Origin of the sequence: Pseudomonas sp. ArH3a, assembly GCF_022648765.1 — a bacterium.
Classification (GTDB): Bacteria; Pseudomonadota; Gammaproteobacteria; order Pseudomonadales; family Pseudomonadaceae; genus Aquipseudomonas.
Genome location: NZ_CP080330.1, coordinates 3,362,480 through 3,383,528, shown reverse-complemented (window position 1 = coordinate 3,383,528; position 21,049 = coordinate 3,362,480). Strand labels below are relative to the sequence as shown.

The following is a 21,049-nucleotide window of genomic DNA, read 5'->3' as shown; positions in this document are numbered from 1 at the left end:
CGCCGTGCTGTAGATTTTGATCTTGATCTGACAGGCCCCGTTAACCACGATGGCCGCACGCAGGCTTGAATCCGTGGGTAACCCGGCAGGACGCCGGGTTAGCCGCGCTGGGCCAAGGATGGCCCATCGCGGCGGCCCACGGATTCAAGCCTGCGTGCGGGCATGCCGAGCCTAAGCGAGGCACCGAGTGGTGGGGCAAAGCGTTTTTTGGTTACTTTTTTAGGCGTTTGTAAAAAAGTGACTCGCTGTAAGAGCGAAACCCTAGGTGGCCGTTACCGCAGCAACGGATATGTACTCAATCTACCTAACCCCCACCATCAACCCACCAACGCCGTCTCGCGCGCCAATGCCCATGCCGCCATCAACCGCTGCGGGCTCTGGCAGGCTTTACGCTTGTACACAAAGTTGCGGCACTTCTCAGCGAACTGTTGGCGGTTGTGCACCATGTCTAACTGCATCTGTACCAGTTCGAGCTCTCGGCAACGTTCAATCTGTGCCAGATCCATCGTAGCTTTGCGTGTGCGGGCTAGAACGTATGCCTCATCGCTCAGCGCGCTGCTGGCCTGTTGCAAAAGCCACTGACTGAAGGCCTGCGGGCAACGTGGGCCGATGGCCTGGACCATCCCGTATTGCTGGGCCTGGAGGGCACTGATCGGCAGGCACTCTTCGGTGAGCTTATGCGCGATTTGACTGCCGACAGCCCGCGGCAGGCTGTAGGTCCAGTATTCAGAGCCATACAGCCCCATGGTTTTGTAATGAGGGTTGAGGACGACACCCTCGCGAGCCAACACAATGTCGGCGGCCAACGCCAGCATTACGCCGCCCGCGCCGGCACTGCCGGTCAGACCGCAGACCACCAGTTGCCTGGCCGTGAGCAACTCCTGGCAAACATCGTCGATGGCCTGAATGTTGGCCCAGGCTTCCAGCCCCGGCACCTTGGCAGCCTGGATAACATTGAGGTGCACCCCATTGGAAAAGCTCCCACGCCCGCCCTTGATCAACAGCACCTGAGTGTCTCGCGCCTTAGCCCAACGCAACGCAGCCACCAGCCGCTGGCAGTGTTCGGTGCTCATAGCACCGTTGTAGCACTCAACCGTCAGTTCGCCGACGTGACCGAATGCTTGGTAACGAATCGGTTGATAGGCCAGCGCATTGAACGTCTGGTGGGCGATCGAGCTGTCCAACACCGGGACGTCTGCCAACCCCTCAGCCAGCACATGACGTGCCGGCCGCTTGAAGGTCTCCTCCCCTGGCTGGGCTTTGCGTTTGAGCGAGCCGATCCACAGGCTGTGATCGCCGGCGGCAACCAGTACCGCGTCGTCCTGTACTGCGAGGATGTCGCCCGGCGTGCCGTGGCGTGAATCCAGATGCGCATCGTACAGGTAATACTGCCCGCCCTGGAGGCTTGCCAACACGCCGGGCTGGCCATCGGCGGCGTCGATGCTGCGTTTGATGAAGCGTGCACAATCCAACCAACTGAAGGTGCGGTCAGCCTGGGTCATGTTTGGCTGCAAACGCCCGATCACATGGGCTTGCGTGTAGTCGAGCGGCACCGGGACGAAACCCTGGGTGAACTTTTCCACCACGTCGCGGATGCAAACGATCGCGGCGTCACTCACTGGGCCGTTGTACAACTCAGATTTGCGCACCTCGCCAGGCATGTCGAATTCACACGTCGACCAGATCGGCCCGGCGTCCATTTCCTCCACCGCCTGCAGCGCCGTAACGCCCCAGCGCCTGAGCTGCTGGGTGATGGCCCAGTCCAGCGCGCTGGCGCCACGGTCGCCGACGATACCCGGATGAATGATCACCACCGGGCGCTGCGGGTTGCGCCATAGCTGCTCTGGCACGCGGTCTTTCAGAAAGGGGCAGATCACCAGGTCGGCGCCTGAAGCCTCGACCTGCCGGCACACCGTGGCTGCATCCGTGAACACTACAACGCTGGGGTCGTGACCCGACTGGCGCAAATCCAGCCAGGCGCGCTGGGTCAAACCGTTGAACGCCGAGGATAACAATAGGATCTTCAATGACCGCATGGCTGACTCTTCCTTGAGAATGCGCGGCCAGAGGCGCTCCTTGAGCCGTCCCTGGCCTTTGATGGAAGCGCAAGGTTAGAGGGCCTGCCGGGAAGGTCACCTGATCAGGATCAATCTTGTGTCAGCGAGCCACCTGATTGTTGATCAACTGCTTGATCGGCCACCCTGCGGGCAGGGCCAAGGTGCTCAGGAAAATGCGCGGGTCGGTGTGATTGGCAAACTCAAGCCAGCGGTATTCCGGCAGGTCATAGATTAGAGCGGTGTGGATCAAGGGATGGTCGAGGCAAAACGCTGACAGGTCGAATCGGTGCCCAGCTGACAAGGCCGCATTGATCAGCACAATATCGAACCCTGCCTCGCCATACTCCAGCAGCCTGAGCATTTCTGCCAGGCTGCAGACCGGTGCAATGGCGTAATAGCCATGATGGTTGAAATCGCGTTCCAGTCTTAAACGCTGCGGGTGTTCTTCATCAGCAATCATTATGCGTGTGGTTTTGTTGATCATTGGCTGCCGCCCATTTGCCCGAGCGCGCCGTCATTGCGCTGCAACCAGCGCAACAGATCGGCCCCCGGCATGGGCCGGGCGTGCCAGTAGCCTTGGCCCTGGGTGCAGCCCAATTCCACCAGTGCCTGTTGCTGCTCAGCAGTCTCAATGCCTTCGACCACCACCGCCATTCCCAAGGTATGGCCAAGCGCAAGGGTGCTGCTGATGACTGCGCTGCAACGCGGCTCGTGCGCAAGGCCACGGACGAACTCGGCATCCAGTTTGATTTCGTTGAACGGTAACTGGCATAGGCGCTGTAACGAGGAAAACCCAGCGCCAAAATCGTCAATCGATAACTGACAGCCCATCATGCGCAGACGCACCAGGTTCTCAAGACACACGGCCGGCACTTCCAACAAGCCGCTTTCGGTCAATTCGAAGGTCACACTGCACCCCGGCGTCTGGTACTGGGCCAGTATCTGTTTGACCTGGGACGTCAACTGCGGATTGCTCAGCTGTGAGGCGTGCAGGTTGAACGCCACATTCAGCGATACGCCCTGGCTCCTGGCTTGCCATTGCAACGTCAGCGCCTGGTGCATCAAGGTAAACAGCAATTCATCCAGCAAACCGCAGCGCTCCACGGTGGGCAGAAAGACAGCCGGCGACAACACGCCTTTTATAGGGTGATTCCAGCGCACGAGGACTTCAGCACCCAGCGCCTCACCAGTGCGCAAATCAAACTTGGGCTGGTACCAGCCCTCCAGTTGCTGGTCGAGCAACCCCCGTCGCACCGACGCCTCGCTGGCCACACCGGTACTCGCAAGCGGCGACAGCTCGACAGGCAACGGATTGAGGCAAGCCGTGAGCAGTGGCCCAAGCGCCTCAGCCTGCAGCGGCTTGCCAACTTCCCCCAGCATACGCAAGCCGAGCGACTGCCCCATCTGGCCCACCGCACGCCGTACATCACAGGGCAGGCCACTGCCGATGATGATCGCACCCAACTGCCCACTGCCCCCGGCACGTTGAATAAACTCCACGCCATCCATGCCTTCCATTTGCAGGTCGCACAACGCCACATCCACCGGCCCCGTCGCGGCCAGGATGGCCAGGGCCTCGGCACCGTTGCTGGCTTCCAGCACCTCGTGACAGCCCAGTTGCCTCAACAGGCTGACGGCCACGGAGCGTTGGAATAGATGGTCCTCAAGTACCAGGACGCGCAATGGAAGGTAAGGCATGAAAGTTCGCTCGGGAGGGCAATGCAAGTACGTCCATGTTCCGGGAGTGACGTGGATGAGTCGTGTCGAAATATCCGTATCTGCGTAGGACGTTTCCCAGGGCTCAGTAATAGTTGATGGTAAAGGTCGCCGTGGCATTGGCCGGGCCGGCAGTGATGTCGCTGGCGGTCTGAATGTAGCGGGCGGTCAACGGGATGGTGTAGCTGGCGCCCTCCTCGGCACGTGTGGTGATACCGCTGCTGCGCAAGCTGGCCAGGGATATCGGCACGCCATTCTGGTCGCCGACTTGCACACCCACCCCCGTGGCGGCGGGGTCATCACCCGCAGCGCTGGGGTTGAGGCTGAGGATGCCCTGCGACGCATTGATAGGCGCGCGAGTCGGATCTAGGCGTACTTGCAGCACGTTGTTTTTGCGCGAGTCGAGGTTGCTGGGGATACCGTCACTGTTCCAGCGTGGCCCGGAGTTCTGGTAAAAACCGTGGAATGCCGGGCAGTTGTTCAGCGCGATGGAGAAGTCCTTCCATTGCGTGAAGGAGTCAGGGCCCGAGAACTCCGTGAGCTTATGATCGCCCATCGGCACGCTGAAATCCGGTGTAGAGCAGGTGCGCGAGACGATGTTGATGCTGCCGGAAAAGTTGATCCGTTGAATTTCCAGACTGTTACTGCTGACCCGCTGCTGGAGCATGGTTGGCAATGACGACCCCTGAATCGTTCCCGGAGACACGTCGCCGATTTTTATGAAGGACATATCAAAGACCATAGAGTTGGTAGCGTCAATTGCGCACGGATTGGTTCCGCCCCCACAGTTCGTGCTGGTAGTGGTAAAAGGCAGGGCCTGGCCCGCGTACCAAATAGCCACGCCGATCCCAGGCACTCCGGTCTGATAAACATGGCCGCCATAGGGCGTACCCACCCAACCGGATAACGCCAAGGGCGTAACCGACAACGTGCGTCGCAACTCAATGATATAGCCGCCGGCGGAACACCCGATCTCGAACTTGACCGCCGACGAGTAGGTCTGCCGATAGATTTCAGCGCCCAAGGGGACATCCCGGCCCACCGTCAAGTTGCCACCCAGCAACGGTTGTGTGCGCATCTGGCTGCCGGTCGTGGGGGCGGTGTAGGTGCAATTGGCCATCGCCGCGCCCGCTACCAAAGACAAACCTCCTACTGCAAGGACGCGCTTGAAAAGCTTCATTTTTTCTCTCCTGCGCCGCTCACAGAAGCAACGCGATTATCAGATTGAACCACCGAGCACACGGCATCCACTTGCCGCAGTTGCTTGCCGTCGCTGGTGCCGGGAGGCAAAGACAGCGCACATTGCTGGCCTGCCTGGTTGCCCCAGTTGATAAGCAACTGGCGGGTACCGTCCTTGACTCGGGCGTACAACTGCCCGCCTTGACCGACCACGCCCACTGATACGCCACGGTCATCCGTCACGCTGGCACCGAACGGCAGCGGGCTGCCGGAGCTCAAGGTCACATTGAGCAACAGGGCCTGGCCGTCGCGGGTACCGTATTTGAGGGCGACCACCGCGCCGGCGCGCGGCGCCACTTGTTGGCTGGTTTCATTGAGTTCGACGTTCAACGAGGTGCCTATCGGGTCAATGGCCACTTCGTTCAACGCATAAGGCCGCAGGTAGGGCACCACGGCATTGCCACGGCCATCAAGCTTGAGGCCGGGGAAGCCGACCACTTTGGCGCCTTCCGCGCCTTCGGCCGTGACCACCGCCATGGTTTCGCCGCGATAGGGCGTGAACGTCACGCCGTTAGGGTGGGCGACCACACTGCCGCTGGCATTCAGGGACAGGCTGTCATAGCCCTCGCCACGGCTGAGCGTCGCGCCGACCACGGCTTTAGGGCTGGTGTACTGGCCGTTGACCGAGGTACTGTTGGAACCCGTGGTGCCTTCATGGCTGCCGGTCAGGCTGTAGTTGTATTGGCGATCCTCGCCGGCGGTACCGCTCAGGGTCGCTTGTTCGCTGTACTTGCCCTCATTGTTTCGAAGCAGACGCGTCGACAATTGCGGCTGGTTGGCCGTAGAGCCAAACTCCAGCGGCATGCTCAGGGTAAACAGCAGCGTGTTATCCATCTGTGCCAGGCCTATGCGGCTGCGGTTGGCACTGACGCCATAATTGATCCGTCCAGCCTGCTTGTTGTAGGTGAACTGGTACTGCACATTCCGGCCCGGCTGGTTCCAGTAGTCTTGCGAAAAGCCGCTGAACGTCACCTGCCCCATCGCCCCCAAGCTCTGGCTGGCGGTCAGTGTTAATCGGCTGCGTGGGCGAGCGAAAAGGCCGGTGTCGAGGCCGTTGCGCTCAGCATCCAGCAATAGCGTGGCGTCGCTGAAGTCCAAGTATTTTTCGGTCGAAAACCGAGTGGCCGCCACGGCAAAGTTACTGCCGGTGCTGAGGATGTTTTTGCTGTAGCTCATACGCACGCTCTGGCCGCTGTCCTGCCGTTCTTTGAACTGGGTCTGGGCCTGAGTCACGTCGATCGACATCGCGCCGATCGGTGTACTGAACGCCAGGCCACCCAGCAGCGAACGATAATCGTCGCTGGCTTGGCCGCCGGTGTAGCCAGTGAAGATATTGCTCAGGCCCAATTGATAAGTGCCCTGCACTAACTTTGCCTGGCTCGACGTGAAGTTGCTGCGGGTCTCACCGGCGGTGACGCTATAGCGTGAAGTGCCCGGGCGCAGCAGTTGCGCGGCGGCGGCGTACGGCACGATGAAGCGCTGTTCACTGCCATCGGCTTCATAGACGGTCACCTCCAGGTCGCCGCCGTAGCCGGTGGAATTCAAATCATCAATCACAAAGGCGCCGGGTGCCACAGTGGTTTCATAGAGCAGGTTGCCGGCCTGGCGTACCGCAACCCGTGCGCCAGTGCGGGCAATGCCGCGAATCACCGGCGCATAACCTCGCTGGGATTCGGGCAACATCCGATCATCAGTGCCCAGTTGCACGCCGCGATACGCCAGGGTGTCGAAGATCTCGCCACTGGTGTTGGACTCGCCCACGGTCAGTTGGCTGCGCAAGCGGGTCACATCACGCTGAGCGTAGGTATTGAGGACCTGGTAATTCTGCCCGGTTTCCTTTTGCCAGCTCATTGAACCGTTATGGCGCAAGCGCCAATCGCCGAGGTTTAAGCCGGCGTTAAGCGACAGGTAAGCCGAATCGTAATTACCAAAGTCCGTCCTGTTGTGATTGCCATTGAAGGTGTAGCTCAGGGTCGCGGCCGTGACGCCACGGTCCCACAGTTCCGGGCTGACATAGCCCCTGGCATCACGGCGCAAGGCGATTTGCGGAATGCTGATGTCCAGCTGTTGGCTGGACGGCGAAAAACTCGCCGTGGCGCCTTCGATCAACTGGCTGATGTCCTGGCACGTTGCCCCACTGTCCAGGCTGGCCAACGCCTCAACCGACAGCTTGAGCATGTCCACGCCGACCAGTTCCAGCAAGCCGCGATTGAAACAGACCACCGGGTTGCTGCCATCCTCAGCGGCATTGATACGAATATCCTGGCGGCTGACCAGTTTGCCGTTGATCGCCATGTCGGCGCGGTATTCGCCGGGCAGTACCGGGTTGCCTTTCTCGTAGTGAGTCAGGTCCAGGCTGCGGGAGTCCTCGGGTAAAAAGGCATCGTTGAATTTCACGTCTTCAGCCCATACGCCTTGAGCACTCAACACCCCGGGCAACAGTGCCAGAGCCTTGAGGATCATCGCGGTCACTGGATTGAGGGCAAAGCGGGGTTGCACCTGTGGGCAGTTGCCCAGGTGTGGGATTGTGGTCATAAGTTACTCGTGCGCAGGAACGGTCGCGTGAAGATCAGGGCTTAAGCGGCTGCTTGATCGGCACCAGTGCGCCGTAGTCGTTGATGGCGTCGAACTCGACCTGAGCGGCAGCGCCCGGCGCTGACTTGAGCGTTGGCAAGGCAAACACGGTGCTTTCACCAGGGCCAACCATGCCGCCTTCAACCTGGTAACGCTGGGTGCCCGCCACCAACGTCAATTCCGCCAGGGACACGTGGTAAACCGTTGGGTTGAACGCATGCAGAGCGTAGCCCGCACCCTCGGCAATCACTTTCCATTGCACCTCTTGCGGCGCATCGCTGGCGCTACCTGCCAGGCCGTCGGGGCGGTAGAAAATTTTGATCCGGGATCGAAAAGCCATTTGCAACACATTCATATCCACCGAGCCATCGCCCTTGGGTGGGATCTCCAGGACGTTGAACCAGAACACCGATTCTTTGTTGGCCGGCAACGGCGCACCGGTGAACATCAGGCGCAGGCTCTGGCCTTTGTTCGGATCGATACGCGAGACCGGTGGCGAAAGCACAAACGGCGCCTTGGAACTGGTCGGGCTGGACTCCACATCCCCGGTGTCGACCCAGGCCTGCACCAGTGCAGGCACCAGGCCGTTATTGTTGAGTTTCACGGTGATTTCTTTCTGCCCGGCCGGGTACACCAGGCGAGTCCCGGTGATCACCACGCCTGCCATGGCCTGGGAACAGACCAACGACGCCAGGATCAGCCAGGCACTGAATCGAACTTTTTTAACACAAGACATAACACACCTCATTAGCCAGACGTCGGCGCACCGGGTCACGGTGCGCAGACATGAACGCGGCTTACTCGTAATCGATGTTGAAGGTCACGGAGCTGAGCACGGTGCCGGGTTCTGCTGCACCGGTAGCGAAGTACTGCACGGCGTAGTCCATACGCACGCCGCCAGAAGCCAGGGTGTTACGGGTAGTGGCGGACTGGGTGTCGAAGCCCGCCTGAATGGCTTTGTCGGTGACAGCGTCGAGCAGTTGCAACTGCACTTCCTTGGCGGTGCCGGTGGTGTTTTTCAGGTTACCGGTGGCGACGTCGACGGTGGTGCCGAAGTTGAAAAATGCAGATGCCTTAGTTGCCGCACCTACGCAACTGCTCAATGCGATTTCAAACTTCTTCTTGCCCTCTGTATCGCCAGCTTTCTTCAGCAGGCCGACGGAAATGGTCGGAAGCGTTACGGTGGCGATAGCCGGGCTGACTACACCATCAACGGTAACAGTGCAGGTCTGGTCGAGCAGGTTGCCGGCGAAATTGATCGTGCCGTCACCCGCAGCATTGGCGAACTGAGCAGCAGATACACAAACCAGGGCCGCGAGCGAAAGTACTTTAGTTTTCATGGTGCGATTCCAGAAGGAAGAAGGTAAGGCCGTCGCTAAGCCGAGTGAGTTGCCAGACCGCGGACGCGGTCTGCATCTACGTTGTGCGACGGGGTTCATCTTCCGGGTATGACCACCCGCATCGCGTAGTACCCATCTCCCCGCCATGTAGGAAATTTCCCAGCAGAAATCACTTCGCCCGACACCCGCGCACACAAAAAAACCGCATCGAGATGCGGTTTTCGGTGGCAGACAACGTAAGGCGAGCGCGTCAGGTCTGGTACTCCTCCAACTGCTGTTCCAAGTGCTCCATGGCCTGTTGCAAGTCATCTACCGCTTCAGTAAGCACCGCCGAGTTGAGCCCATTGCACGCGGTTTCCAGCGCTTCACAGGCCAGAATCAGGCGCTGCGCATTGATGATCCGCGCGCCCCCTTTGACTCGGTGCGCCAAATCGGCCAGGCCGCTCAGGTCATGCTGGGTGAACAGCTGCATCAAGCGGCTCATGTCTTGCTCGTTGCTGGTGGCCAAATCCTGCAACAGACTGTTGATGGCACTGGCATCGCCACGGCTGAGTTGTTCCAAGGTCGTCAGGTCAATGCGCTCGCGGGCCTGCGGGTCTTCAGGGCGCAATGCTTGAGAAGGCATCCGGTCCCGGGGCACTTGGTTGGCCAGGTGCGCAGCAAGGTCCTTGAGGCCGATGGGTTTGAACAGGCAGTCATCCATCCCCACCTCAATACAGCGGTCGCGTTCCTCGGGCAGCGCGTTGGCGGTTAAACCGAGAATCAACCCCCGCGGCAGTCTTCGAGCCTGCTCCTCATCCCGAATTGCCCGCGCCAGTTCATAGCCATTCATCAACGGCATGTTGCAGTCGGTAATCACCGCGTCAAAATGTTCGGCGCGCCAGGCGCGCAGGCCATGCGCACCGTCCTCGGCATCGGTTACCCGGTGGCCGAGAAAGTGCAATTGCTGGGACAACAGCAAGCGGTTGGCCGGGTAGTCGTCGATCACCAGGATATTCAGGGCCCGCATCGACTCTGCAAGCGACGACTGCACCACCGGTACTTCGTCCAGCGCCGGCAGTGTGGGCAAGCTGACGCGCACCTCAACCTGCGTGCCCTGCCCCAGTGTGCTGGTCAGGGTCAGGCTGCCCCCCATCATTTCGCACAATGTGCGGCTGATCACCAGGCCCAATCCGGAACCCGCCCGGGCCGATTGCGCATTATTGCCAGCCTGCTCAAATGGGCTGAACAGGCGTTGCTGGTCCTGGGCACCGATACCACAGCCGGTGTCCTCGACCCTGAGGCTGACGGACAAGCGTTCGTCAGTGCCATCCGGCTCGGCCGTTAGCCGCAGCCGTACCTGGCCCTCGCCGGTGAACTTGATCGCGTTGCTCAACAGGTTGGAGGCTATCTGCTTGAACCGCAGTGGGTCGACCAGCACCTGGCGGTTGGCAGCCGCGTCCAGATCGAGGACCAGGCGCAGCTGTTTCTGCCTGGCCAACCCTTCGAAAATCCGCGCCACCGACTCCACCAATTCGCGCAGGTTGGCGCGCTCCGGTGCTAGGGACAGGCGCCCCGATTCAATCCGTGCAATATCCAGGATGTCGCCGATCAGGTCCAGCAAGCCTCGCGCAGCACCTGAGGCGACATCAATTGAGAAGCGGTCGACAAAGCCTTGATCGGCTTTCTTCAAGGCCAGTTCCAACATGCCGATAATCGCATTCATCGGCGTGCGAATCTCGTGGCTCATGGTCGCCAGAAACGTGGTCTTGGCCAGGTTGGCCGCATCAGCTCCCTGCTTGGCCTCGCGCAAGGCCTCGAGCAGGCTCTGGCGTTCACTGATGTCGATCCAGCCGCCGATCATCCCGGTGACCTGGCCATCGCTGCCGCGATACGGCAGCATCCAGTGATAAATCGTCAGCACATTATCGGGGGCCATGGTCAAGCTGCGGTCCTGCACCCTCGGCACGCCCTCCTCCATCACCTGCAGATAGTCCGCGTGATAGGCCGTCGCCTCACTGACGGTACCCAGCACCCCTTCTAACACCGTCTTGCCGAGCACCACCTCACGGGGCACACCAAAGACTTGCAGGTAACCGCTGTTACACATCATCAACCGCGCCTGGCGGTCACGCACATAGATCGGGTGCGGTGTGCCGTCGATCAGCACGCGCATGAATTCCAGCTGGTCGTTCAGTGCGCTCTCCGCCTGCTTGCGTTGGCGCATCAACACCCGCAAGTACGCGATCCACCCCAGGGCAACCAACAACAACAGTGCCGCCACCGCAAAACCTTGAATAATCACGGTTCGGTTGCGCAGCCAGTAACTGTCATCCACGGCAATTTCGCTGCGCCAGCGATTGGTGACCTCGTCCATTTCTTCGGGAGGAATGCTCAGCAGTGCTTTTTCGAGAATCGAATACAGCTCCAGGGAGCCGCGCGAGGTGGCGAACGCGGTGCGTGCCGATTGCGTACCCACGGTGCTGGTGATGCGTAACTGGTCGCGGTACTGGCGAGAGATCATGTAACGGGCAATGATCAATGAATTGACGGCGGCATCCGCTTTGTCACCGGCAACCAGTGCCATCGCTTCTTGGGCATTGAGCGCCGGCACCAAGGTAATCTGCGGGTACTGCTCGATGAGCAGGTCACGGACCGGGCTGCCCTGGATCACCGCCAGGCGCTTGCCTGCCATATCATCAAGCGTGCCGGGGCCATCGGCGCCGACTCGACTGACCAGCACGTAAGGTGTACTCAAGTACGGGCGGGTAAAGCGCAGTTGGCTTTCACGCTCGTTGCTGGGGGTCAGGGTCACCAGCAGGTCGGCCTCATCACGGCGGACACTCTCAACCATTGCAGCCACCGAGTGCACGCGTTGCACCTCGAACTTCAACCCGGTGCGCAAGGCAACCTTGGCCAGTATATCGGCGCTGATCCCACGAAACTCACCGTCCTCATTGACGAAAGACACGGGCAGGTAGGTGTCATCAATCGCCACCCGCAAATGTGGGTGCGCGCTCATCCAACGCTGCTCGCTGGCGCTGAAATTCAGTGATGTGCGCCCCGGAATGCTGGCGCCGCCGGCACTCCAGCGACGCAGGATACTCATGCGATCGCCGACAGGAATCGCCGCCAAGACACTGTTGAGGATGTGCAGCAAACGTTGATTAGTGCGGTCCACGGCGAATGCAAAGCTGCCGGTTTCCACGGAGGAAAAATCGGCCAACTGCACATTGTTCAAGTAGTTCTTGTTGATCAGGTAGTACGCACTGATCGCGTCGCCCAAATACACATCGGCATTGCCGAAGGCGACGGCGCCAATGGCACTCAACGTCGAGGGGTATAACTGCAGGGTGGCTTTGGGATAAAGCGCCGTGATCACGTCGGGGGGCAGGTAGTGATACAACATGGCGATTTTTTTGCCCGCCAGGTCTCGTGTCAGCGACTGGGCCGCACCGACCTGGGTAACCAGGGTAGGCACGTCCTCGGCGTAAGCGTTTGACAACTGCACCTCGGCATCGGCCGCCTCATAGCCATTGGCGGTGCCGAGCAGGTCGACTTCACCACGTTTGAGCGCTTGAATGACCTCAGCACGGGAGGCGTATCGACGCACTTCCACGCGGGTGCGCAACAACTCACTCAATAGCTGCGCGTAGTCAGCCGTCAGCCCTTCATAGTCACGGCCGTTGTTTGATATGCCAAACGGCGCATAGTCAGGGGCCGACGCTCCCAGCACCAGCCCGCCCTTGCTTCTGAGCCACTCCCAATCCTGTGTGGCCAGGGACACCTCATAACCATCGACATGTGAGCGCCCCAATACACGCAGAGTCTCCACTGGCGCTTGCGCCTCGGCGCCTGCACTCAAGACGCTGCCCAGCAAGATTACTATCCACCCTATGCGCAAGAACACTCCCGTTCAGACCAGGTTATTACGTTTGGCGAAGTCAGCGAGGTATACCACTGACTTGACATTGAGCTTCTCGATCAAGCGGGTCTTGTAGGTGCTGATAGTCTTGTTGCTGAGCAGCATTGCATCGCCGATTTCCTTGTTGCTCAAACCGTGGGAAAGCTGTTGCAAAATGGTCAGTTCACGGTCCGACAGGGACTGGATCAACTGCAGGTCCGTGGCTTCGACATCACTGCGCCGCACCGAACTGGTTGCCAGGTTAGGGAAGAACGTATAGCCGCCCATGACGGCCTCAATCGCCTTGACCAGCTCCTCCAAATCATGGGTCTTGGAAACAAAGCCAGCTGCGCCGGCCTTCATGCAACGCATGGAGTAGAACAGGGCCGACTGAGAGGTCAGCACCAGGACCTTGCAGTTCAGGCCCAGGCCACTGATCCGCGTGATGACCTCCAGGCCATCGAGCTTGGGCATGCCGATATCCAGCACGATCAGGTTGGGTTCATGCTCGCGTGCCATCTGCACTGCATCCACGCCATTATCGGCCTCGGCCACCACCTCAAAGTTTTCCTGCTTCAAGAGCATTTTGACGGAGGAGCGAATAAACGGATGATCGTCCACGACTAACGCTTTAAACATATGAGCCTCTGAACACACCCGGCGCACGCCGGTAACCAGCCGATCCATGGCATTAAAAAACAATAGGGACGATGAATGACCTGCGTAGCTCTCAAAATACACGAGCCTCGTCAAACTGTAGGAGATTTCTCAACTATTTCAGCGAATAACTTTGACCGCCAAACAATTCGCCCGGTGCTCGTCGAGCCAGGGCAACAGGCGGTAACCTGCCATCGGTCGCGCCAGATAAAAACCTTGGCCAAGCTCACACCCCATGGCAACCACCCCGTTTCGGATTTTCTGGCTGCTGACGCCCTCGATCACCAGGCTCATGCCCACTGAAGTAGCCAGTGCCAGGGTGCTGGCGATCATGGCCTGGCTGGCGGGGTCATCCACATGGCGGACAACTTCGCCATCGAGCTTGAGCTGGTTGAACGGTAACCGGCAGAGCAATTTCAGCGAGGAAAAACCCTGGCCAAAATCATCAACGGACAGGCTGCAACCAAGCATTCGCAGGCGCAGCAGGTTTTCCTGGATACGTGGTGAACTGTCCAGCAGGCCGTTTTCCGACAGTTCGAACAGCAAGGTCGACCCAGGAAAACCGTAGCGATCGATGGCCTCTTTTATGCGCCCCACCAGTTCATTGCCAAACAACTGCGAGGCGTGCAAGTTGAACGCCAACTCCAGTTGCACCTGCTGGCGGCGCAGCACGCCCAGCAAACTCAGGCCTTGCTCTAAAAGCTGCAGGAACATTTGGTCGATCAAGTCATACGCCAGCACCGCTGCAAGGAAATCGGCTGGCAGCAACACACCCCGGGCCGGATGCTCCCAGCGCACCAAGGCCTCGACGCCGGCCAGCGCCCCCGTGCGCATCCAGAACTTGGGTTGGAACCAGGCACGAAACTCTCCCAGGGCAAGGCCTCGGCGAATCTCCTCCTCAGTGGGAAGGTTTTTTTGCAGTGGCGCGCACACCACTGGAGACCGGCGGTAGGCATAGCGTAAAAGCATTTTGCGCAACGCCCATAATTGCAACGGAGACCTTAAGACCCCCAGCAGTTGCAAGCCAGACAGTGTGCTCATCGGCACCAGCGCGCGACGCAGCTCCGGCCCCAGCTCACCGCATAAGACCACCGCCTGCACCAGGCCAACCCGACCGGCAATACGCAGAAATTCCAGACAGTCGTAGCCACGATCAGCCAGATCGCAGAGCACGATATCGACCCCACCCGCCTCCTGCATGAGGACCATGGCCTGTTCAGTGTCACCTGCCTGAATGACATCGGGCATGCCCAGTTTGTCGAGCACCTTAATCAGAACGCTGCGCTGAAATTGATGGGTTTCCAAAACCAAAACGCGAGGGTAGGCCATGCTCGTCAATCACTGTGCAGCTGCGAAGACGCTGATAGTGGCGGGTCGCGGTCAGACTCAGCGAGAGAAGCATCCCCTTGACTCGTAGGAAATTTCCGACGGAAGCCAGCGATGCGGAAATTGGCCAACCCTCCTCATCGGTCGCCGTCATCCAGCGAACTCAGCCCTGCGATCAACGCCTCAAGCACTGCGCGAACCCTGGGCTGCGCGTGACGGTTTGCAGCCCAGGCCAGTTGATCTCAAAGCCCGTGATCGCCAGATGCGGTAATACCTCGGCCAGATCGATAGCCGCATATTCGACCAGCCGCGTGTCGGGGTGGCTCAACAGGCGCTCACTGCGCGCCAGGTGATCCATGCCTTCAAGATAGCAATGCGCGTAATGTTCGGTGTGCTCCAGCACGTGCTCCACGTTCGGCAAAACGGCTTTGTAGATCTGCAACAGGGCCGTATCGGCATCGAGCGTGCCGGGCGGCTTCGCCTGTGCCGCCAGCGCGTTAAAGGTAAAAGCCGTCCTCAGCGCCTGGGGTGACGTGCCCCTGGAGAAGTCGCCGAGCCTGGCTACATCGATCAACAATTCCTGGTGCCGCAGCGCGCTGGCAGGCGCCAGAAACGCATAAATGGAGGCCAGCCCATCCAAGTCAAAGTGATCGCAGGTGACAATGCTCGCCCCGTCCACGCCAGCGCCTTCGCGCAGACAGTGGAAAGCACTTTGCGTTGACAGGTTGGCTTTATAACGCGCTGGTGTGTGGTTCGATGACCAATGTGAAAGGGTCAGTAATGTCGCTGCGTTATCAATCGAATCCAGTGAGATATTCGGCACCTGGGCGGTTTGCCCCAGCGGTAAATACCGGAACGGGCTGTCACGGTCGATACCGATGGCGCTGGGCAAATCAATGAAGTGGTTGTTGATGATCCCGATCGCCCGCCCGCCCAGCACTCTGGTTTCAAGGTTCAGCAGCTGTGCAGCAAGAACTGCAGCTATTGCGCGCCGCCATGGGCGACAGCGCCAGGGTCGAGCGCTGCGAGCACCTGATCTCCGGGGATCGGCGCGGCGTCTATAACATTCAGCCCCGCCAGTGAACCTCGGTGGCTCCAGCGACCATTGCCCCCAAAGGCATTAGCTCATGCCACCTGCACAGGGGTCGCAGACGTTCGGTTCAGCCAACCACCTGCACCCGCGGGCCTCGGCGCGACACATTCAACGCCACCCCCAACGCCAACACCGCCATCACAATCCCCGCAAGAAACCCACCGCTATACCCCGCCTGAGCCGTCAACCCAACGAGCAACGTCGAAGACAACATCTCGCCCAAATCCCGCGTGCTTTGCACAGCCGTCATGTCCGTGCCCGCCTGATCACTTTGGGCGGCAAAGGCCATGGACGCGGTCATGATCACCACCGACGTGGCGCCGGTGGCAAACGAGCCCAAACCCACCGCCAGCCAGATCAAGCCAGTCTGCGTGGCAAGCAGGCCGGTGGCTTGCAACAGCCAGGTCAGTGCGGCCACGCCAGCCATGCCCACCGCCAGGATGAAGGTCGGCCACAGGCCCAGCACACGAATCAGCCAAGCGCCGCCGCCGCAGCCGAGCACGACAGTGACCGTGCCGCCGCTCATGCCCAATTGGCCGATGGCCTGTAGGGACCAACCGGCGTCATTCAGGAACAGTTTGGACAAGCCGAACCCCGAGACCGAGGTCATTGCCGACAGCAAGGCCAGCACTACCAGCGAGACTGCCTTGGGCCGTTTGATAAACCGCCACAACGAGGCGTGGGCCACGTCCGGCTGTTTGTCCTTGGCCGGTGCGACGTGCAGCCAACCGACGCACACCAGACTCAGCAACGGCACCAGCGCCAGCACACTGAATGCCGTGGTTTGCCCCAGGTAGCCACTGAGCAGCAAGGTGCCGGCGCCGCCGACAAAAAAGCCGACCATGGTGCCGCCGACCTGAATGGCGTTGATGCGCGCGAGCATGTTGCCGGTGAAGTACTCGGCGGCCATGCCGTCGGTGGCGATGTCCTGGGTGGCGCTGGCCAGCGAGGCGACAATCAGCAAGCCCACGGCGATGCCTGCGGTTTCCACACTCAGGCCGATGCTCGCCAGGGTGGCGATGCACAGCAGCACCAGAATCTGCATCGGTATGATCCAGCTGCGCCGCCGTCCCAGGCGCGGGCTCCAATGGTTATCGACCTGGGGCGCCCAGATGAACTTGATCACCCACGGCAGGCCCACCAACGGCAGGAATGCCAGCGCATGCAGCGCGGCGCCGTCATGGCGCAGCAGGGTCGGCAAGGCGTCCATCGCGATGCCGAAGCAAATGCCCTGGGACAGGTACAACAGGGCGAAGGTCAACACCATGCGCCAATGTTTCAACAGATCCAACATACGAGTCTCCCCTCAGGCAACGTTAGCGGCGGCAACCCGTGCCGCACGCGTAAAAGCAATCAAACGGCGCAGTGCCAACAAGGCACTGGCGCCACACAGCAACAACACAAGATCAATCGGCCATAGCGGCAGGCTGCCGTGCTTCAAGCTCCCCGCCAGGTGCAGCACACTCGCCGCGACAAAGGCCAAACCCGCCACGGCCAACAACAAGTGCAGCGGTTGACGGTTTGGCGGGACGACACACGCGAGCAACACGCCCAGTTGCCGATACCCAGCGCCCCGGCGCACAGCAACACGGCAGTGGCCGTCAGCAAGCCGCCGCCACCACCGACCACCAGGCGCAACAGCACCTGCCAACCGGCGCCAGCCTTCAGGCGGCGGCGTTCCAGCCACAGGTAAACACCGCTGAGCACCAGCACCGCCGCTGCCAAGGCCATGGCGAAATGCACCGCACGCAGCAGCGGCCCGGCATAAGGCACCCAGCGGTAGTCGGCAAAGTGCAGCGGCTGTACCGCAATGAACGCCTGCAACCACAGGCCGCGACCGCTGGCACTGCTGGTGCCCAAGGCGAGGCCGTCATCGCCGCGATAGGTGTGGCGTTCAAATACGGCGGTGCTGGGCACGCCTTGTTGGATGCCGCTGACTTCCACCCACGCGCCCGGCTCGCCCCAGTGGTGCAAGGCGAGGTTTTGCGCAAAGAAACCCGGATGGGCGACGGCGTCCCGGCGCAGCAACTGATCGAGATCAACCGGTGCCGCCCCCGCCTGTGGGCTGACCTGCGGCGGTGCGCCCAGCAACTGCATAAAGGCTTGCTGCGGCGCGCCTGAAAACGCCTGCCCCGCCAAGCCCAGCGTGCCCAGCGCGCCGAGGCCGGACAGCGCGCCGGTCACGCCGAACAACAGCAGCCACGGCCCGCACCAGCGGCCGATCAGGCTGTGCAAGTCATGGGCGAACACCCGCGCACCACGGTCACGACGCAGGCGTTTGAGGTCTTGCAAACGCCCACTGTGCAATGCGCTGCCCGCCCAGATCATCAGCAACAGCACCACGCCCAGCAGGCTGACCAGAATCCTTCCAGGGAAGCATATGAACAGGCTTTTGTGCAGGTTGAACAGGATGTCAGCTGCGTTGCCCGACGCCAGTTCACGACCATTGGCCGGGTCCAACGCGACACTGCAATCCTTGGGCGACCCGCACAGCTCGACCACCGAGTGGCTGCGATCCGGCAGGCGAATGCGCAATTCACCCAATCCCAGGCCACGCTCACCGGCGATATCCAGCCATTGCGCCAGCGGCAACGCCGGGCCTTGCGCCAGCGCCGCCGGGCCGCGAAACCAGGCGCGCAGGTCTTCATGGGCCATGCTCCACGCGCCGCTCAGCAGGATCACAAACAGCACCACGCCAAACACGCCACCCACCCCGGCGTGCACGCGCTGCACAAGCGCCCTCGGTGCGCCCATCATGACCAAGTTCCATCCCACAGCAGCCAGGGCGTAAACAGCAGCAGCCAGGCACTGGAGCGCAACACCAGCCGCTTGCGATCCGGTGCTAGCAGCGACCACAACAGCACCGTCACCAAAAAGCCCAAACCCAGGAACACCCCGGCATACAGGCGCTCCAACCCGCCGCCCCACGGGTAATGCCGCGCCAGCAACACCGCCAGTTGCAAGCTGCTGAGCACACTGCCGGCCAATGCCAGGCTGATGCGTAGCGGCCAGGGGCCAAGCATCAGAACGTGCCTCGCAAGGTCATGTTGAGGCTGCGCGGCTCGCCGTAGCGGTTGTTCCAATTCACGTTGGACAGGCTCTGGTAGTACTTGCGATCCGCCAGGTTGTTGCCATTGACCGAGGCCGTCCAATGGTCATCGATACGGTAGGCGACCCGCGCATTCAGCAAGGCATAACCGCCCTGTTCCAGCGTCACCGCGCCGGATTGTGCGCTGTAATCACTTTGCGCCTGCACACCGGCGCCGACGCTCCAGCGCTGGTCCTGCCACGGCAATTCGTACTGGGTCCAGATCCGCGCCATATGGCGCGGGGTGAACTCGGCATAGCGTTCGCCCGAGGCGTTGGTGGTGTCCTTGAGGTACTCGGTGGTGGTGTAGGTGTAGCCGGCGGAGACGTTCCACTGCGGGGTGATATAGCCGGTACTTTCCAGCTCGAAGCCCTGGCTGCGCACTTTGCCGCCACTGATGTAATAAGTGTTTGGCCCCGCACCGGGGTGCTCGGGGTCCACCTGTGGGTTGTTTTCCAAGTCGATACGGAAGACTGCCAGCGACACATTCAAGCGGCCATCGGCCAACTCGCCCTTGATCCCGGTTTCGTAGGTCTTGCCCTCGACCGGCTTGAGCAGGTCGCCGCTCCAGGTTTGCCCGGTCTGCGGCTGGTACACCTCGGCGTAGCTGGCGTACCACGACCAGTTCTGCGCGAAGTCCCAGATCAGGCCACCATACGGCGTGATTTCGCGGCCAGGGGTGAAGTGGCTTTTCGGCGCGTCCTGGTCCCACCAGCTGGCGCGGCCACCGATCACCAACGTCAACGGGTCGAACAATTTGTAGCGGGTCAGCGCGTAGACGCCCTTGGAGGTGGTGGTGGTCGAACCCGGCGAGGTGTAGGCGCCAATCCCGGGGTTGGGCACGCTGCTCGGGTCCCAGCGATACACGTTCACCGGCAGATTCAGGGCCGTGGTGAACGGTGCGGTGTGCTGCTCGGTCTCACCCTGACTGTAATGGGTGCCCAGCAGCAACTCATGGCTGCGCCCGAACAACGAATACGGGCCGTTGACCGAGGCATCCACGCTCTTCTGGGTGCTGTTGAATTTGTACGCGCCGCTCATCAAGCTCGCACCGTCGCCGGTTTGCGGGTCGATGGCACCATAGGCACCGGCATACCGCAGGCTGGAGTCGGCGTCCTGGTATTCGGCCGCGACCTTGGCTTTCCAGTCGTGATCGAGTTGCTGCTCGAGGGAGCCGAACACCCGGCGCGTGGTCCACTTGAAGCGGTCCCAGTCCACATCCAGGTAGGTGGAGCGCGGCAGGTTCAGGCTCGAACCGTCCTTGGCCATCGGCACGCCGGCCATGTTGGTCACCGAATCGATGGTCTGGTATTGCGCCCCCAAGGTCAGCAGCGTGTCGGGGCTGAGGTCGAACTCGGTGATGCCGTAGAGCAACTGCGTGTCTTGCTTGCCGACGTCGTAAAAATAGTCGCGGTCCTCATAAGCCGCCACCACACGCCCGCGCACGTTGCCGGTTTGCGTCAACGGCCCGCCCACATCCACTTCGCCACGGTAGCGGTCCCAACTGCCGCCGCTGAGCAAGGTGCTGGCGGCGAATTCCTTTTGCGGGCGCTTGCGCACCAAGTTGACCGTGGCCGCCGGGTTGCCGCTGCCGTGCAGCAAACCGTTGGAGCCACGCAGGATCTCGACGCGCTCGTACACCGCCATGTCCTGCGGCGAGCTGGCGGTTTCACCAAGCATCGCCGGTACGCCATCGAGTTCGAAGGAGTTGATCTTGAAGCCGCGCACGTAGTACGCGGTGGTCAGCAACTGGAACGGCTGCACCGTCACGCCGGTGGCCTGCTGCATCACTTCGTCGAGGCTGAACAGGTTTTGCTGCTCGATGCGCTCGTGGTCGATCACACTCACTGACTGCGGGGTTTCACGCAGCTTGAGCGGCAGCTTGCCGATGCTGGTCACGCCCGGCGACGTCACATCGCCGGAGATGTCCTCACCGGCAATTTCGACATTGCCCAACTGCACGGCGGCAATCGCCTGCGCCAATGGGCTCAACCCCAATACCAGCACAATCCCCAAGTGTGCCCCGTTACGCTTGAAACCCCGCCCAACCTTTGCTGCTCCCCGGTGTGACATTGC

Annotated in this window: 15 protein-coding genes; all 15 read right to left on the bottom strand. The window is 60.8% G+C overall.

The genetic code is table 11. The annotated features are described in order from the left end of the window. Window positions 1-317: 317 nt before the first annotated feature. The 15 genes from K0P33_RS15280 to K0P33_RS15210 all read right to left on the bottom strand — a co-directional run bounded on the left by K0P33_RS15280 (window position 318) and on the right by K0P33_RS15210 (window position 21,046). Window positions 318-2,036: a hydrogenase maturation protein gene (locus K0P33_RS15280; RefSeq protein ID WP_242155982.1), complete on the bottom strand. Its 1,719-nt coding sequence runs from the start codon at window positions 2,034-2,036 to the stop codon at window positions 318-320. Window positions 2,037-2,157: 121 nt separating this feature from the next. Beyond that, complete coding sequence (locus K0P33_RS15275; protein ID WP_242155981.1) at window positions 2,158-2,541, bottom strand: response regulator; 384 nt, start codon at window positions 2,539-2,541, stop codon at window positions 2,158-2,160. Continuing rightward, a complete protein-coding gene (locus K0P33_RS15270) occupies window positions 2,538-3,755 on the bottom strand; it encodes an EAL domain-containing response regulator (RefSeq protein ID WP_242155980.1) in 1,218 nt (405 codons plus the stop codon). Before K0P33_RS15270 ends, K0P33_RS15275 begins: the two co-directional genes overlap by 4 nt. A gap of 103 nt (window positions 3,756-3,858) precedes the next feature. Next, on the bottom strand, window positions 3,859-4,953 hold the full coding sequence (locus tag K0P33_RS15265) for a fimbrial protein (protein WP_242155978.1): 1,095 nt from the start codon (window positions 4,951-4,953) through the stop codon (window positions 3,859-3,861). Next, window positions 4,950-7,547 (bottom strand): fimbria/pilus outer membrane usher protein, encoded by a 2,598-nt coding sequence (locus K0P33_RS15260; RefSeq protein WP_347341855.1) that lies wholly within the window; start codon window positions 7,545-7,547, stop codon window positions 4,950-4,952. The genes K0P33_RS15265 and K0P33_RS15260 overlap by 4 nt, the downstream gene beginning before the upstream one ends. 34 nt (window positions 7,548-7,581) lie before the next feature. After that, window positions 7,582-8,322 (bottom strand): fimbria/pilus periplasmic chaperone, encoded by a 741-nt coding sequence (locus K0P33_RS15255; RefSeq protein ID WP_242155976.1) that lies wholly within the window; start codon window positions 8,320-8,322, stop codon window positions 7,582-7,584. A 61-nt stretch (window positions 8,323-8,383) separates the two neighbouring features. Next, on the bottom strand, window positions 8,384-8,926 hold the full coding sequence (locus tag K0P33_RS15250) for a fimbrial protein (RefSeq protein ID WP_242155975.1): 543 nt from the start codon (window positions 8,924-8,926) through the stop codon (window positions 8,384-8,386). A gap of 250 nt (window positions 8,927-9,176) precedes the next feature. Next, the gene (locus K0P33_RS15245) at window positions 9,177-12,785 is read right to left on the bottom strand and encodes a transporter substrate-binding domain-containing protein (RefSeq protein ID WP_242155974.1); all 3,609 of its coding nucleotides are present in this window, start codon (window positions 12,783-12,785) and stop codon (window positions 9,177-9,179) included. 36 nt (window positions 12,786-12,821) lie between these two features. Beyond that, window positions 12,822-13,448: a response regulator transcription factor gene (locus K0P33_RS15240; protein WP_242155973.1), complete on the bottom strand. Its 627-nt coding sequence runs from the start codon at window positions 13,446-13,448 to the stop codon at window positions 12,822-12,824. A 138-nt stretch (window positions 13,449-13,586) separates the two neighbouring features. After that, window positions 13,587-14,714 carry an EAL domain-containing response regulator gene (locus tag K0P33_RS15235; RefSeq protein WP_242155972.1) on the bottom strand — a complete coding sequence of 376 codons (1,128 nt, stop codon included), beginning with the start codon at window positions 14,712-14,714 and terminating at the stop codon, window positions 13,587-13,589. Between the two features lie 253 nt (window positions 14,715-14,967). Then, on the bottom strand, window positions 14,968-15,732 hold the full coding sequence (locus tag K0P33_RS15230; RefSeq protein ID WP_242155971.1) for a DUF6687 family protein: 765 nt from the start codon (window positions 15,730-15,732) through the stop codon (window positions 14,968-14,970). A 220-nt stretch (window positions 15,733-15,952) separates the two neighbouring features. Next, a complete protein-coding gene (locus tag K0P33_RS15225; RefSeq protein WP_242155970.1) occupies window positions 15,953-17,179 on the bottom strand; it encodes a RhtX/FptX family siderophore transporter in 1,227 nt (408 codons plus the stop codon). Between the two features lie 143 nt (window positions 17,180-17,322). Next, the gene (locus K0P33_RS15220) at window positions 17,323-18,642 is read right to left on the bottom strand and encodes a PepSY-associated TM helix domain-containing protein (RefSeq protein ID WP_242155969.1); all 1,320 of its coding nucleotides are present in this window, start codon (window positions 18,640-18,642) and stop codon (window positions 17,323-17,325) included. Further along, a complete protein-coding gene (locus tag K0P33_RS15215) occupies window positions 18,639-18,908 on the bottom strand; it encodes a hypothetical protein (protein WP_094951148.1) in 270 nt (89 codons plus the stop codon). Before K0P33_RS15215 ends, K0P33_RS15220 begins: the two co-directional genes overlap by 4 nt. Further along, a complete protein-coding gene (locus K0P33_RS15210) occupies window positions 18,908-21,046 on the bottom strand; it encodes a TonB-dependent siderophore receptor (protein ID WP_242155968.1) in 2,139 nt (712 codons plus the stop codon). The genes K0P33_RS15215 and K0P33_RS15210 overlap by 1 nt, the downstream gene beginning before the upstream one ends. Window positions 21,047-21,049: the final 3 nt, after the last annotated feature.

Bases quoted from the DNA above. Each gene is read 5' to 3' on its own strand.
- K0P33_RS15275 (WP_242155981.1), bottom strand. From the start codon at position 2,541: ATGATCAACAAAACCACACGCATAATGATTGCTGATGAAGAACACCCG.
- K0P33_RS15215 (WP_094951148.1), bottom strand. From the start codon at position 18,908: ATGCTTGGCCCCTGGCCGCTACGCATCAGCCTGGCATTGGCCGGCAGT.
- K0P33_RS15280 (WP_242155982.1), bottom strand. From the start codon at position 2,036: ATGCGGTCATTGAAGATCCTATTGTTATCCTCGGCGTTCAACGGTTTG.
- K0P33_RS15265 (WP_242155978.1), bottom strand. From the start codon at position 4,953: ATGAAGCTTTTCAAGCGCGTCCTTGCAGTAGGAGGTTTGTCTTTGGTA.
- K0P33_RS15240 (WP_242155973.1), bottom strand. From the start codon at position 13,448: ATGTTTAAAGCGTTAGTCGTGGACGATCATCCGTTTATTCGCTCCTCC.
- K0P33_RS15260 (WP_347341855.1), bottom strand. From the start codon at position 7,547: ATGACCACAATCCCACACCTGGGCAACTGCCCACAGGTGCAACCCCGC.
- K0P33_RS15210 (WP_242155968.1), bottom strand. From the start codon at position 21,046: ATGTCACACCGGGGAGCAGCAAAGGTTGGGCGGGGTTTCAAGCGTAAC.
- K0P33_RS15220 (WP_242155969.1), bottom strand. From the start codon at position 18,642: ATGATGGGCGCACCGAGGGCGCTTGTGCAGCGCGTGCACGCCGGGGTG.
- K0P33_RS15235 (WP_242155972.1), bottom strand. From the start codon at position 14,714: ATGCCCGATGTCATTCAGGCAGGTGACACTGAACAGGCCATGGTCCTC.
- K0P33_RS15255 (WP_242155976.1), bottom strand. From the start codon at position 8,322: ATGTCTTGTGTTAAAAAAGTTCGATTCAGTGCCTGGCTGATCCTGGCG.
- K0P33_RS15225 (WP_242155970.1), bottom strand. From the start codon at position 17,179: ATGTTGGATCTGTTGAAACATTGGCGCATGGTGTTGACCTTCGCCCTG.
- K0P33_RS15270 (WP_242155980.1), bottom strand. From the start codon at position 3,755: ATGCCTTACCTTCCATTGCGCGTCCTGGTACTTGAGGACCATCTATTC.
- K0P33_RS15250 (WP_242155975.1), bottom strand. From the start codon at position 8,926: ATGAAAACTAAAGTACTTTCGCTCGCGGCCCTGGTTTGTGTATCTGCT.